This window comes from Sanguibacter sp. Z41_6 (assembly GCF_059621145.1).
This window is the reverse complement of sequence record NZ_JCAQIF010000003.1, coordinates 374,082-386,898: the sequence shown is the minus strand read 5'-3', so window position 1 is coordinate 386,898 and position 12,817 is coordinate 374,082. Positions and strand designations below refer to the sequence as shown.

Sequence of the window (12,817 nt, the reverse complement as noted above, 5' to 3'; positions counted from 1 at the left end):
GGGCGTGGTCACACGTCGGGCTGGACGTCGCCGATGTCCCCGATGACCTCGACGAGCCGGGCGTTGCCGTCCGACAGGTCGTACTCCACACCGACGATCGCGCACCGGCCCTCGGCGACAGCCGTAGCGACACCTGCCGAGTAGGCGTGCAGCATCGACACGGAGTTGCGCACGTGCTCCCGCCGCAGGACGTCCGGCTCCACCGACACCAGGCCCCCGCCGTTCTTGGCGGTGATGTTGACGATGGACGGGATGACGCGGTCGACGACGGCACGGACGAACCCGGGGGGCTGCTCCCCTGTCGTCAGGGCGTGGGCCGCAGCGGCGACGGCGCCGCACGAGTCGTGCCCGAGGACGACGACGAGGGGGGTGCCGAGGACGTTCACGCCGTACTCGATGGAACCGATGACCGTGGTGTCGAGGACGTGGCCCGCGGTACGTACGACGAAGACGTCGCCGAGACCCTGGTCGAAGATGATCTCCGCCGCGACGCGGGAGTCCGAGCAGCCGAACACCACCGCGAACGGGTGCTGGGCGACCTTGAGCTCAGCGCGACGGTCGAAGCCCTGGGACGGGTGCAGCATGGCGTCCTCGACGAACCGGGTGTTCCCGGCGCGCAGGTCCCTCCAGGCTTCGGCGGGCGTGATCGCGTGCGGCATGTGCGGTCCAATCTGTGCGGGTATCGGTGCTGAGGTCGCGCGGGCTCGTCTCTCGTCGGGCGCGCCGGACCAACCTCGTGTATCCCTGAATGTAGGCATCATTCAACCCGGCTCGCCCAGGTGTCCACGATGTGCGGTACCTGGATGAGCAGTGATGGAGAGACCCGTGGACCGTCGCTCGAGTTCTGTGTCCGCTGTCGCCGCAGCTGTGGTCGCGTTGTCGCTCGCCGCGTGCGGCGGCGGCGGCGACGACGGCGGCCCTCCGACGCTCACCTGGTACACGAACCCCGACGCCGGGGGGCAGGCGGACATCGCCGCCCTGTGCACCGAGGAGGCCGACGGGGAGTACGTGATCGAGGTCGCGGGGCTGCCGAAGGAAGCGTCGGAGCAGCGTCAGCAGCTGGCGCGCCGCCTCGCAGCCAACGACGCGTCGATCGACATCATGAGCCTCGACCCGCCCTTCATCCCGGAGTTCGCGGAGGCCGACTTCCTCGCGCCCATGCCTCCCGAGGTGGCGGAGGTCGTCTCCGAGGGCGTCGTCCAGGGTGCGCTCGACGGCGCGTCGTGGAAGGACGAGCTCGTGACGGCGCCGTTCTGGGCCAACACGCAGCTCCTGTGGTACCGCACGTCCGTGGCGGAGGCGGCGGGCCTCGACCTCACCCAGCCGGTCACCTGGGACCAGATCATCGAGGCCACGGCGAGCGAGGACAAGGTGCTCGGTGTCCAGGGGGCCAAGGCGGAGTCGTTGACGGTGTGGATCAACGCCCTCGTCGCCTCGTCGGGTGGGAGGATCGTCGAGAACCCGGAAGCACCGGCGGACGAGATCAAGCTGGGGCTCGAGTCGGCCGCCGGCGTCGAGGCCGCCACGATCCTCCAGACGATCGCCGAGACGGGTGTCGGCGGCCCGGGCCTCCCGACACGCGACGAGAACGCGTCCCTCACGGTCTTCCAGGGGGACTCGGGCTCCTTCATGGTCAACTGGCCGTTCGTCTGGCCCGCCATGCAGACAGCCGTCGCTTCGGGCTCGCTCGACCAGGCCGTGCTCGACGACGTCGGGTGGGCGCTCTACCCGCAGACGAACGAGGGCGAGGAGACGGCACCCCCGTACGGCGGCATCAACCTGGGTGTCGGCAGGTTCAGCGACCACGTGGACCTCGCGTACGACGCGGTCCAGTGCATCGTCCAGCCTGAGAACCAGGCCCAGTACTTCGTGACGAACGGCAACCCGCCGTCGAACGTCGAGGCGTTCGACGACCCCGAGGTGCAGGAGACGTACCCGATGGCCGACGTCATCCGGGAGTCCCTCGAGCTCGCGGTGCCCCGACCCCAGACGCCGTACTACAACGAGGTGTCCAGCGGTCTGCAGGAGACGTGGCACCCGATCTCGTCCGTGAACCCTGACACCACCCCCGAGGTGTCGACCGATCTCATCCTTGCGGTGCTACGAGGGGAGAAGCTGCTGTGAGCGCATCAACGGCTGCGACGGGGACGGTAGGTGGCGACGGGCCACGCATCGTCGAGGACACGGGAGGGTCGGACTCGTCCGGCGGGCGTGCGCGGCGGGGGAAGAAGCCCGTCCGGAGCGACCGGGCCAAGGCGGAGATCCGCCTCGGGTGGTACCTCGCCGGGCCCGCGTTCTTCATCATGCTCGCTGTCACCCTCGTCCCGATCCTCCAGGCGATGTTCGAGTCCCTCTTCAGCTACCGCCTGACCGCGCCCGACGAGCGCACGTTCGTCGGGCTCGGCAACTATGTGGTGATCCTCAGTGACTCGGCGTTCTGGCAGGCGCTCGCCGTCACGCTCCTCATCACCGTCGTCACCGTCGTCATCGAGCTCATCCTCGGGTTCGCCCTCGCCCTCGTCATGCACCGCGCGGTGCGCAGGCTCCGCCCGATGCTGCGGACGGCCATCCTCGTGCCCTACGGGATCATCACCGTCGTGTCCGCGTTCTCGTGGTTCTACGCGTTCGACATCAACTCGGGGTTCATCAACCAGTGGTTCGACTGGGTGCCGGGGATCGGTCCTGACCTCAACTGGTTCGCGGGTACCGGGACGAGCCTCTTCGTCATCATCGCCTCCGAGATCTGGAAGACGACCCCGTTCATCTCGCTCCTCCTCCTCGCGGGGCTCGCCCAGGTTCCCGGGGACCTCGAGGAGGCCGCGAAGGTCGACGGCGCGACGTCGTGGCAGGTGCTCCAGCGGGTGATCCTGCCCAACATGAAGGCGGCGATCATGGTCGCGGTCCTCTTCCGGGCGCTCGACGCGTTCCGGATCTTCGACAACGTGTTCATCATGACCGACGGTGCGTACGGGACGAGGGTGCTGTCCCTGCTCGCCTACGAGACGTCGATCAACCGGCTCGAGATCGGCCTCGGCTCGGCGATCTCCGTGCTCCTGTTCCTGTGCGTCATCGGGATCTGCGCGATCGCCATCAAGCTGTTCAAGGTGGATCTGGCCGGCGCGCGGGGGGAGAGCTGATGACCATGCTCACGACGAAGCAGAAGGTCGGCTGGGGTGTCATCACGGTCCTCGTCCTGCTCTACGCGCTCTTCCCGCTCGCCTCGATCATCGCGACCTCGTTCAAGCTCCCGAGCGAGCTCAACACGGGGACGTTCCTGCCGAAGACCTGGTCGGGGACGAACTACGAGGCCATCCTCTCCCCGGACGGAGCTGCTCAGGACCTGTTCCTCTCGGCGCTGCGCAACTCCATCGGCATCTCGCTCATCGCCACCGCCATCGCGGTGGTCCTCGCGACGCTCGCCGCGTACGCGATCGCCCGCCTGGACTTCCCGGGCAAGAAGCTCATCCTCACCACCGCGCTGGGTGTGTCGATCTTCCCCGTCATCTCGATCGTCACCCCGCTGTTCAACATCTGGCGGACGATCGGGCTGTACGACACCTGGCTCGGCCTCATCATCCCGTACCTCTCGCTCACGCTCCCCATCTCCATCTGGACGCTCGCGGCGTTCTTCCGGCAGATCCCCTGGGAGCTCGAGCAGGCCGCACAGGTCGACGGCGCGACGACGTGGCAGGCGTTCCGCAAGGCGATCGTCCCCCTCGCCGCACCGGGGGTCTTCACGACGGCGCTCATCGCGTTCTTCATCGCGTGGAACGACTTCGTGTACGGCATCTCGCTCACGTCGACCGAGGCAGCCCGTCCGGTCCCGGCTGCGCTCGCGTTCTTCACGGGAGCGTCCCAGTTCGAGGAACCGACCGGGGCCATCTCCGCGGCCGCCGTCGTCGTGACCATCCCGGTCGTCATCCTCGTCCTGCTGTTCCAGCGGCAGATCGTCGCCGGCCTCACCCAGGGCGCGGTCAAGGGATGACCGTCGGGCGAGCCCGCTCCCACCGCGCACCGTCTCTGCTCACCACGAAGGAGTGAACTGATGGCCTCCATCACGCTGAAGAACCTGGTCAAGAAGTACGGAGACGGCTTCCCGGCGGTCAACGGCGTGAGCCTGGACATCGCCGACGGTGAGTTCGTCATCCTCGTCGGGCCCTCCGGATGCGGGAAGTCGACGCTGCTGAGGATGATCGTCGGCCTCGAGGACATCACCTCGGGGGATCTCTTCATCGGCGGTACCCGCGTCAACGAGAAGGCACCCAAGGACCGCAACCTCGCGATGGTCTTCCAGAACTACGCCCTGTACCCGCACCTGACCGTGGGGGAGAACATCGCCTTCCCGTTGCGGCTGACGAAGGGCAAGTTCACCGAGGAGGAGATCCAGGCGAAGGTCCGCAAGGCGGCAGAGACCCTCGAGCTCACCGACCACCTCGACCGCAAGCCGGGGAACCTGTCCGGTGGACAGCGCCAGCGGGTCGCCATGGGGCGTGCGATCGTCCGCGACGCCGACGCCTTCCTCTTCGACGAGCCGCTGTCCAACCTCGACGCGAAGCTGCGCGGGCAGATGCGCACCGAGATCGCCCGGATGCAGCGGCGGCTCGGGACGACGACCGTGTACGTCACGCACGACCAGACGGAGGCCATGACGCTCGGCGACCGGGTGGCGCTGCTGCGCAAGGGTGAGCTCCAGCAGGTCGCGAGCCCCCGTGCGCTCTACGAGCAGCCGGTCAACCTCTTCGTCGCCGGTTTCATCGGGTCGCCACCCATGAACTTCATGCCCGGTGAGGTGTCCGGCGGTCGGATCACGTTGCCGTTCGGGACCTTCCCGCTGCCGGAGCGCATCGCAGCGGGCATCGGGGACCGCTCGCTCGTCATCATCGGGCTGCGCCCCGAGCACTTCGAGGACGCTGCGCTCGTCGAGGAGGGCAAGCGAGAGCGTGGAGAGACCTTCGAGGCGACCATCGACGTCACGGAGTGGTTGGGCTCGGAGCTCTACGCCTACGTCCCGTTCGAGACGCATCCCGACATCGCCGCGAAGCTCGAGGAGCTCGACCGTGACCTGGACGGGGAGGGGATGCGCACCCAGTTCGTCGTCGCCCTCGACTCCGCGAGCCGCGTGCGGGACGGCAGCACGACCACCTTGTGGTTCAACCCGGAGAAGATGCTCGCGTTCGACCCGGAGAGCGGCGTGAACCTCACGCGCGACGATGCCGAGGCGCAGCGCATCGACCAGGAGAACGAGGAGGACCGCAAGGCGTCGCTCGACCGGTCGAAGAAGCAGGAGGCGGACGCTGCGGCCTGAGCCACGCCGTCGTCAGCCGAGCTCGGCCAGCCGTGGCGGGTTGGCGCCCGCGCGTGAGACGGTGATCGCCGCGACGCGCACGCACTGCTCGAGCACGTGCGTGAGCGTGCGGAGCGAGATGTCGGTGAGGGCCCCTCGGCGGTCGCGACCCAGGAGGTCGGCGCTCCAGAGTCCGTCGAGGAGTGCGCCCATGAACGAGTCGCCCGCGCCGACCGTGTCGGCGACGGTCACCCGCGGGGCGGCGACGTCAGCCCGGCCCGCAGCGGAGAAGGCCACCGCGCCTTCGCCGCCGTAGGTGACGACGACGAGAGCCGGGCCGGAGCTCTGCCACGAGGCAGCGACGTCGTCGGGGTCGGCGCCCGGGTAGAGCCAGTGCAGGTCCTCGTCGCTCACCTTGACGACGTCGGCTCCGCGTACGAGCTCCTCGACCTGCCCACGGACCGTGCCGGGGTCACCCATGAGGGTGGGGCGCACGTTCGGGTCGTACGTGACCGTCGCTGAGGGGCGGGCCGCGTCGAGGACGCGTCGGACGGCCGCGCTGCCGGGGTCGAGGACGGCAGCGACGGACCCCGTGTGCACGACGACCGTGCCCTCGGGCACGGTCGCGTCCGGCGCGAGGTCCCAGGTGAGGTCGAACTCGTAGCTCGCTGCTCCGTCGGCGTCGAGGTGCGCCGTGGCGACCGACGTGGCCGGGGCGCCGGTGCTGCCCGACGCGAGCGTGACGCCCGACTCGGCGAGCCACCCGTCGATCACCTCGCCGCGCGCGTCCCGCGCCAGCCAGGTGAGGAGCTCGACGGGGCGGCCGAGCCGGCCCAGGGTGAGGGCGACGTTGGCGGGACTGCCACCCGGGTGCTCGTCCACCGAACCGTCGGGTCGGCGGACGACGTCGATGAGCGCCTCACCGACGACGAGGGCGCACGGGACGGGTGGCGTCGGAGTCATGATGCCCTAGTCCTCGTCGGGGGCCTGCGTGGCGGTGCGGGCGGCCTCGAGCCGCTCCCGTGCGCCGTCGAGCCACTGCTGGCAGCGCGCGGCGAGGGCCTCGCCACGCTCCCACAGCGCGAGGGACGCCTCGAGCGGCTCGCCTCCGGCCTCGAGGCGCGCGACGACCTGCACGAGCTCGTCGCGGGCCTGCTCGTAGCTGAGGTCCGCGGTGTCGGGGACGGTGGGCGCGGTGTCGTGCTGGTCGGAGGACATAGAAGAAGTAAACCAAGATCCGGCGGCGCCGGACGGACGCGCCTGTGCGCGCGGCCGAGCACCAGGGCTACGGCTCGCCCCGGGTGGGGCGTGCCGTCGCGAAGGTCTCGCCACCTGCGAGGCGGATGCGCAGGGTGTCGCCCGCGGTGACGTCGCCGGGGGCCCGGACGACCCTCCCGTCGGGCGCCTGGACGACGGCGTACCCGCGGTCGAGCGTCGCTGCGGGGGACAAGGCGCGGACCTGCGCCGACATGCTGCCGATCTCCGATCGTGCCGCGAGGAGCAACCGGTCGAAGCGGCCGCGGGCGGACTCGCGCAACCGGTCGACCTGCGCCTCGCGAGCGTCCACCATCGTCTGGGGCGCGGCGAGGACCGGGCGGGACCGGACGGAGTCGAGGCCGTGCTGCTCCCGGTCGACGCGGTGGGTCACCGCGGTGCGGAGCCGTGAGCGGGCCTGGACGATCCGGGCCCGTTCCTCGCCGACGTCGGGCACGATCCGGCGGGCCGCGTCCGTCGGGGTCGACGCGCGGTAGTCCGCGACGAGGTCGAGCAACGGCGCGTCGGTCTCGTGGCCGATGGCCGAGACGAGCGGCGTCCGGCAGGCCGCTGCGGCCCGGACGAGGGCCTCGTTGCTGAAAGGAAGGAGATCCTCCACGGCGCCGCCGCCGCGGGCGACGACGATGACCTCGACCTCGGGGCGCGCATCGAGCTCGGCGATCGCGGCGCTCACCTGGGGGACAGCGCCGGGGCCCTGGACGGCGACCTCGCGGATCTCGAACCGCACCTGCGGCCAGCGCTGACGTGCGTTGACGACGACGTCGTGCTCCGCCTTCGACTCTCGTCCGCACACGAGGCCGACGACGGCGGGGAGGAAGGGCAATGGCTTCTTGCGCTCGACGTCGAAGAGGCCCTCCGCAGCGAGGATCCGTCGGAGGTGCTCGATCCGCGCGAGGAGCTCACCCACGCCGACGGGCCGGATCTGGTCGGCCTGGAGCTGGAGCGAGCCGCGCTTGGTCCAGAACACGGGCTTGGCGCGGACGACGACGTGCGCGCCCTCGGCCAGTGGCGTCTCGACGGCTTCAAGCACCTTGGCGTACACGGACACGGGCAGCGACATGTCCGTGTCGGTGTCTCGCAGCGTGAGGAACGCCATCCCCGCCCCGGGGCGGCGGTTGAGCTGCACCACCTGGCCTTCGACCCACAGGGGCGACATGCGGTCGACGTACTCGGCGATCTTCGCGGACAGCAGCCGGACGGGCCAGGGGTGCTCCGCGGTCGTGTCCGCGGCCTTCGCGGCGAGCGGGGCGACGGGGGTGTGCTCGGACGTGTTCGGGGTGGCCACGGGTCAAGCCTGCCCCATCCGGCTGACACCGTCGGCGCGGTACGACGTGCGGGTGGCGGGTCGGGCTGGTGAAGAGCTGGTGCGGTGGATCACGATGCAGGCCAGGGCGAGGGCTTCTCGCCTAGACTCGAGGGTGTGACCGCACCCTCGATCGCCCCCGCCAGCACGACCTCCCCGGACGCGCACCGCCCCGACACCAGGCGCGTGCTCCTCGCCGCTCCGCGTGGGTACTGCGCCGGCGTGGACCGTGCCGTCATCGCCGTCGAGAAGGCGCTCGACCTCCACGGCGCACCCGTATACGTGCGCAAGGAGATCGTCCACAACAAGTACGTCGTCGAGACGCTCTCGGACCGTGGGGCCGTGTTCGTCGACGAGACGGACGAGGTGCCCGAGGGCGCGCGGCTCGTCTTCTCGGCGCACGGGGTGTCGCCGGCCGTCGTCGCGGCAGCCGAGGCGCGGTCGCTCAAGACGATCGATGCGACGTGCCCCCTCGTGACGAAGGTGCACAAGGAAGCGATCCGCTTCGCCGACGACGACTACGACATCCTCCTCATCGGCCACGCGGGCCACGAGGAGGTCGAGGGCACCGCGGGTGAGGCGCCCGACCACATCCAGGTGGTGAACTCCCCGGACGAGGTGGACAGCGTGACGGTCCGCGACCCCGACAAGGTCGTGTGGATCTCGCAGACGACCCTGTCCGTCGACGAGACGATGGAGACGGTGCGCCGACTCCGCAACCGCTTCCCGACGCTGCAGGACCCGCCGAGCGACGACATCTGCTACGCGACCCAGAACCGCCAGGTCGCGGTGAAGAAGCTCGCGCCGGCGTGCGACCTCGTCATCGTCGTCGGGTCGACGAACTCCTCCAACTCGGTGCGGCTCGTCGAGGTCGCCCTGGATGCGGGTGCGGGCGCGTCGTACCTCATCGACTACGCGAAGGAGATCGACGAGGCCTGGCTCGAGGGTGTGACGACCGTCGGCGTGACCTCCGGCGCCTCCGTGCCGGAGATCCTCGTGGACGACGTCCTGCGGTTCCTCGCCGAGCGCGGGTACGGCACCGTCGAGGAGGTCCGCACGGCGACGGAGGACCTCATGTTCTCCCTGCCGAAGGAGCTCCGGGCGGACCTCAAGCAGGCGGGCGGTCAGCCCGAGCGTTTGCGCCGCGGGCAGCGCACCCAGCTGCCCGTCCAGCCGGTCTGATCCTCCCAGCTCGTCTGATCCTCCCAGCTCGTCTGATCCTCCCAGCTCGTCCGATCCTCCCAGCTCGTCCGATGCTCATAGGTCGGCGGCCTCGAGGAGCTCGGGCGCCGTGAGCACCGTGAGGTGCGGCGTGATCGGGGTCGGTGCGGGCAGCTGGTCGTCGACGAGGTCGAGCTCGGAGAATCTCCGGGCGCTGACGAGCACGCGCGTCTCGAGCGAACCGACCGTGCGGTTGTAGGCGTCTGCGGACTGCTGGATCGTGCGGCCCAGGCGGGTGAGGTGCGTGGCCATGGTCGCGAGCCTGCCGTGCAGCTCCTTGCCGATGACGAGGACCTTCTGAGCGTTCTCGGCAAGGGCCTCCTGGCGCCAGGCGTAGGCGACGGTCCGCAGGAGCGCCATGAGCGTCACCGGGGTGACGATGACGACGTTGCGGCTGAACGCGTGCTCGAGCAGACCGGGGTCCTCCTCGACCGCCGCTGCGAGGAACGGTTCGGCGGGCAGGAACATGACGACGAACTCGGGCGTCGGGCTGAACTGGTCCCAGTAGCGTTTGCCCGCGAGGTCGTCGACGTGCTTGCGGACGTGCCGGGCGTGGGCCGCCAGGCGGGCCGCACGGACGTCCGGGTCGGTCGCCTGCTGCGCCTCGAGGTAGCCGAGGAACGCGACCTTCGCGTCGACGACCACGCGCTTGCCTCCCGCGAGGTGCACGACCATGTCGGGGCGGAGCGCTCCGCCGTCTGTCTCGACGTGGCTCTGCTCGACGAAGTCGACGCGGTTGAGCATGCCGGCTGCCTCGACCACGCGCCGCAGCTGCATCTCGCCCCAGGCGCCACGGACCTGCGACGAGCGCAGCGCCGTGACGAGGGAGCCGGTCTCCGAGCGCAGGAGGTCCGAGGTCTCCCGCATCCCGCGGACCTGCTCGCCGAGGGCGGCGGCGCTCGCGATGCGGGCCTCCTCCGCGGCGGTCATCTGCTGCCGGACCTCGGCGAGCGTCCGGGTGAGGGGGTCGACGAGGGAGTGGACCGCCTCCGCGCGCTTGGCCATGTCTGCCTGACCGGCGACCTGCGTGGAGCGCAGCCGCTGCTCGGCCAGGCCGAGGAACTGCTCGTTGTTGGCCGCGAGGGCGTCGGCGGCGAGCGCCCGGAACTGGTCGGAGAGGCGGTCCGAGTCCTCCTGCAGCACCCGCAGCCGCTCCGCGGACCCGCGCCGCTCCGCGAGGAGCTCTGCCTCGGCTCGCGCGACCCGCACGTCGGCAGCGCGGACTGCGGCGGCCGCGCGTACCGCGCCGGCGAGGAGGCCGAGCACGGCGCCGAGCACGGCAGTGAGGAGGGGCCAGAGGATCGTTTCCATGGCGACACCTTCGCTCCCGCCACTGACATCGGCGGCCGGGCGGTCCTCCGCGCCGGGAGGAACTACTGTGCGTCCATGACAGGAACGTCCTGGGAGCCCGTGCCCGCGCTGGCGCTCCGAGGGCTGACCAAACGGTTCGGGGAGAAGGTCGCCGTCGCGGGGGTCTCCCTCGACGTCCCCCGTGGGTCCTTCTACGGGGTCGTCGGTCCCAACGGGGCCGGGAAGACGACCATGCTCTCCATGGCGACCGGGCTGCTCCGGCCGGACGCCGGTACCGCTGCCGTCCTGGGTGTCGACCTGTGGTCCAACCTCCATGAGGTCAAGCGGACGCTCGGCATCCTCCCCGACGGGCTCAACGTGTTCGACCGGCTCACCGGAGAGCAGTTCGTCACGTACGCGGGGCTCCTGCGCGGGATGGACCGCGCGACGGTCCGGGAACGCACCCATGACCTCCTCCACGCGCTCGGCCTCCACGGGTCGGCGGACACCCTCGTCGTCGACTACTCGGCGGGCATGACGAAGAAGGCCATGCTCGCCGCCGCGCTCATCCATGCTCCGAGCGTGCTCGTGCTCGACGAGCCCTTCGAGTCCGTGGACCCCGTCTCCTCCGCGCACATCCGCGAGATCCTCACCGGCTACGTCCGTACGGGTGGGACGGTGATCGTCTCCTCCCACGCGATGGACCTCGTGCAGCGCATGTGCGACCACGTCGCGGTCGTCGCCGACGGTCAGGTGCGCGCCGCGGGCACGGTCGAGGAGGTCCGTGCCGGCCGGACCCTGGAGGACCGGTTCGTCGAGCTCGTCGGTGGAGGCCCGGTCGCGGGAGGGCTCCCGTGGTTGCGCACCTCGTAAGCCTCAAGCTCGTCATGCTCGGCAACGCGCTGCGGCGCAGCGTCTGGCAGGTCATCGGGCTCGTCGTCGCCCTGCTGTACGCCACGACGGTGTTCGCCGCGCTCCTGCGTGGCCTCGCCTACCTCGGGCGACGGGACGTCACGCTCGCGGCGACCATCGTCGTCTTCGCGGGGAGTCTCCTCGTGCTCGGCTGGTGGTTCCTGCCACTCGTGGCGTTCGGTGTCGACTCCACGCTCGATCCGCACCGGTTCGCGCTCTACGGGATCCGCCGCAAGGACCTCCTGCTCGGGCTCGCGGCGGCTGCGCTCGTCGGCGTGCCCGGCCTCGTGACGGTCCTCGTGAGCGTCGGCAGCGCGCTCGTGTGGCGGCGGTCGCCAGCGGCGGCGCTCGCCGCTCTCGTGTGCTCGGTCGTCGCCGTCGCGACGTGCGTCGTGGGGTCGAGGGCGACGACGACGCTGCTGGCACCGTTGCGCACGTCCCGGCGTTTCCGTGAGGTCACCGGGGTGCTCGTGCTCGTGCCGGTGCTCGCTCTCGCGCCCGTGATGTCGTGGGCGTCCGGTGAGCTGGAGACCGACCGGGTGACGCTCGCGCAGGCGGGGGAGATCGTGTCGTGGATGCCCTTCGCGGCGGTGTGGGCGGTCCCGGGCAACATCGCCACCGGCCAGCCCTGGCTCGCGCTCGCGCACTTCTGCGCCGCGGTCGCGACCCTGGGGGTGCTCACGCTCCTGTGGGGGTGGGCGCTCGGACGCGCCGTCGTCTCGCCCCCCGGGCGGGACGGGAGCGGGCAGCGCGTGCGCGGTCTTGGTCTGTTCCGCGCCCTGCCGTCCGGGCCGGCGTGGAGCGTCGCGGCCCGGTGCCTCACGTACTGGTTGCGGGACCCCAGGTACGCGAGCTCGCTCGCCGTCGTGCCGTTCCTGCCGTTCCTCTTCGAGTTCCTCGACCCGGGCAGCGGCGTGGTGCTCCTGCTCCTGCCGCCGGTGACGGCCTTCCTCCTCGGGTGGATCATCTCGGCCGACGTCGCGTACGACCACAGCGCGTTCTGGTTGCACGTCGCGGCAGGGGTCCGCGGGCAGGCCGACCGGGTGGGGAGGGTGCTCGCTGCTGGCGCCGTCGGGCTGCCGGTGACGCTCGTCTTCGTCGTCGGCGTGTGCTGGTACACCGACCGGTGGGCCGATCTCCCGGCGCTGCTCGGTGTGAGCGTCGGGGTGCTGCTGTCGGCGTTCGGCCTGTCGAGCATCGTCTCGGCGCGCTTCGTCTACCCGGTGCCGCGCCCCGGGGACGGGCCGTTCAGCACACCGCAGGGGTCTGCGGTCGCGAGCCTCGCGATCCAGTCGGGCGGGTGGCTCGTGCTCCTCGTCCTCGTGCTGCCCGAGGTCGTCCTCGCGGTGATCGCGATCGTCACCTCGAACGCGATCGTGGGCTGGGCCGCGTGTGCCGTGGGGCTCACCCTGTCCTCGGTGTGCCTCGTGGCGGGGGTGCGTCTCGGTGGGCGCGTCTACGACTCCCGGTCCGCCGAGCTCCTGCAGCAGGTCCTCGCGACGCGCTGAGGCGGGCCGCCTCTTGAGGCGCGC

At 70.8% G+C, this 12,817-nt stretch carries 12 protein-coding genes; 7 read left to right on the top strand and 5 right to left on the bottom strand.

From position 1 onward, the window contains the following. Window positions 1-8: 8 nt before the first annotated feature. Window positions 9-659: a carbonic anhydrase gene (locus tag AC54T1_RS09440; RefSeq protein ID WP_484345045.1), complete on the bottom strand. Its 651-nt coding sequence runs from the start codon at window positions 657-659 to the stop codon at window positions 9-11. 154 nt (window positions 660-813) lie between these two features. Here AC54T1_RS09440 and AC54T1_RS09435 point away from each other — a divergent pair, with 154 nt between their 5' ends. The 4 genes from AC54T1_RS09435 to AC54T1_RS09420 are packed head-to-tail and all read left to right on the top strand — an operon-like array spanning window position 814 to window position 5,305. After that, on the top strand, window positions 814-2,124 hold the full coding sequence (locus AC54T1_RS09435) for an extracellular solute-binding protein (RefSeq protein ID WP_496911773.1): 1,311 nt from the start codon (window positions 814-816) through the stop codon (window positions 2,122-2,124). 47 nt (window positions 2,125-2,171) lie between these two features. Then, the gene (locus AC54T1_RS09430) at window positions 2,172-3,137 is read left to right on the top strand and encodes a carbohydrate ABC transporter permease (RefSeq protein ID WP_496911867.1); all 966 of its coding nucleotides are present in this window, start codon (window positions 2,172-2,174) and stop codon (window positions 3,135-3,137) included. Window positions 3,138-3,142: 5 nt separating this feature from the next. Next, window positions 3,143-3,985, top strand: a complete 843-nt coding sequence (locus tag AC54T1_RS09425) for a carbohydrate ABC transporter permease (RefSeq protein ID WP_484345400.1) — start codon at window positions 3,143-3,145, stop codon at window positions 3,983-3,985. Between the two features lie 60 nt (window positions 3,986-4,045). Further along, window positions 4,046-5,305: an ABC transporter ATP-binding protein gene (locus tag AC54T1_RS09420; protein ID WP_496911772.1), complete on the top strand. Its 1,260-nt coding sequence runs from the start codon at window positions 4,046-4,048 to the stop codon at window positions 5,303-5,305. Between the two features lie 12 nt (window positions 5,306-5,317). On the opposite strand, the gene AC54T1_RS09415 is transcribed toward AC54T1_RS09420, so the two are convergent. From AC54T1_RS09415 to xseA, 3 genes are all read right to left on the bottom strand, one after another. Continuing rightward, on the bottom strand, window positions 5,318-6,247 hold the full coding sequence (locus AC54T1_RS09415) for a carbohydrate kinase family protein (RefSeq protein WP_496911771.1): 930 nt from the start codon (window positions 6,245-6,247) through the stop codon (window positions 5,318-5,320). 6 nt (window positions 6,248-6,253) lie between these two features. Next, window positions 6,254-6,502 carry an exodeoxyribonuclease VII small subunit gene (locus tag AC54T1_RS09410; protein ID WP_496911770.1) on the bottom strand — a complete coding sequence of 83 codons (249 nt, stop codon included), beginning with the start codon at window positions 6,500-6,502 and terminating at the stop codon, window positions 6,254-6,256. Between the two features lie 67 nt (window positions 6,503-6,569). Then, window positions 6,570-7,844 (bottom strand): exodeoxyribonuclease VII large subunit, encoded by a 1,275-nt coding sequence (xseA, locus tag AC54T1_RS09405; protein WP_496911769.1) that lies wholly within the window; start codon window positions 7,842-7,844, stop codon window positions 6,570-6,572. Between the two features lie 150 nt (window positions 7,845-7,994). Between xseA and AC54T1_RS09400 the strand changes: the two genes are divergently transcribed. Further along, entirely contained in the window at window positions 7,995-9,044 is a 1,050-nt protein-coding gene (locus AC54T1_RS09400) for a 4-hydroxy-3-methylbut-2-enyl diphosphate reductase (protein WP_496911866.1), read from the top strand. Window positions 9,045-9,119: 75 nt separating this feature from the next. On the opposite strand, the gene AC54T1_RS09395 is transcribed toward AC54T1_RS09400, so the two are convergent. Next, complete coding sequence (locus AC54T1_RS09395; RefSeq protein ID WP_496911768.1) at window positions 9,120-10,394, bottom strand: DNA recombination protein RmuC; 1,275 nt, start codon at window positions 10,392-10,394, stop codon at window positions 9,120-9,122. A gap of 75 nt (window positions 10,395-10,469) precedes the next feature. On the opposite strand from AC54T1_RS09395, the gene AC54T1_RS09390 reads away from it, so the two are divergent. Both AC54T1_RS09390 and AC54T1_RS09385 read left to right on the top strand, forming a co-directional pair. Then, window positions 10,470-11,246 carry an ABC transporter ATP-binding protein gene (locus AC54T1_RS09390; protein ID WP_484345053.1) on the top strand — a complete coding sequence of 259 codons (777 nt, stop codon included), beginning with the start codon at window positions 10,470-10,472 and terminating at the stop codon, window positions 11,244-11,246. After that, complete coding sequence (locus tag AC54T1_RS09385) at window positions 11,228-12,793, top strand: hypothetical protein (RefSeq protein ID WP_496911767.1); 1,566 nt, start codon at window positions 11,228-11,230, stop codon at window positions 12,791-12,793. The genes AC54T1_RS09390 and AC54T1_RS09385 overlap by 19 nt, the downstream gene beginning before the upstream one ends. The last annotated feature ends 24 nt before the right edge of the window (window positions 12,794-12,817 follow it).

Coding starts and splice junctions, on each gene's coding strand:
- AC54T1_RS09415 (WP_496911771.1), bottom strand. CDS start 6,247: ATGACTCCGACGCCACCCGTCCCGTGCGCCCTCGTCGTCGGTGAGGCG.
- AC54T1_RS09440 (WP_484345045.1), bottom strand. CDS start 659: ATGCCGCACGCGATCACGCCCGCCGAAGCCTGGAGGGACCTGCGCGCC.
- AC54T1_RS09390 (WP_484345053.1), top strand. CDS start 10,470: ATGACAGGAACGTCCTGGGAGCCCGTGCCCGCGCTGGCGCTCCGAGGG.
- AC54T1_RS09435 (WP_496911773.1), top strand. CDS start 814: ATGGAGAGACCCGTGGACCGTCGCTCGAGTTCTGTGTCCGCTGTCGCC.
- AC54T1_RS09410 (WP_496911770.1), bottom strand. CDS start 6,502: ATGTCCTCCGACCAGCACGACACCGCGCCCACCGTCCCCGACACCGCG.
- AC54T1_RS09425 (WP_484345400.1), top strand. CDS start 3,143: ATGCTCACGACGAAGCAGAAGGTCGGCTGGGGTGTCATCACGGTCCTC.
- AC54T1_RS09420 (WP_496911772.1), top strand. CDS start 4,046: ATGGCCTCCATCACGCTGAAGAACCTGGTCAAGAAGTACGGAGACGGC.
- AC54T1_RS09395 (WP_496911768.1), bottom strand. CDS start 10,394: ATGGAAACGATCCTCTGGCCCCTCCTCACTGCCGTGCTCGGCGCCGTG.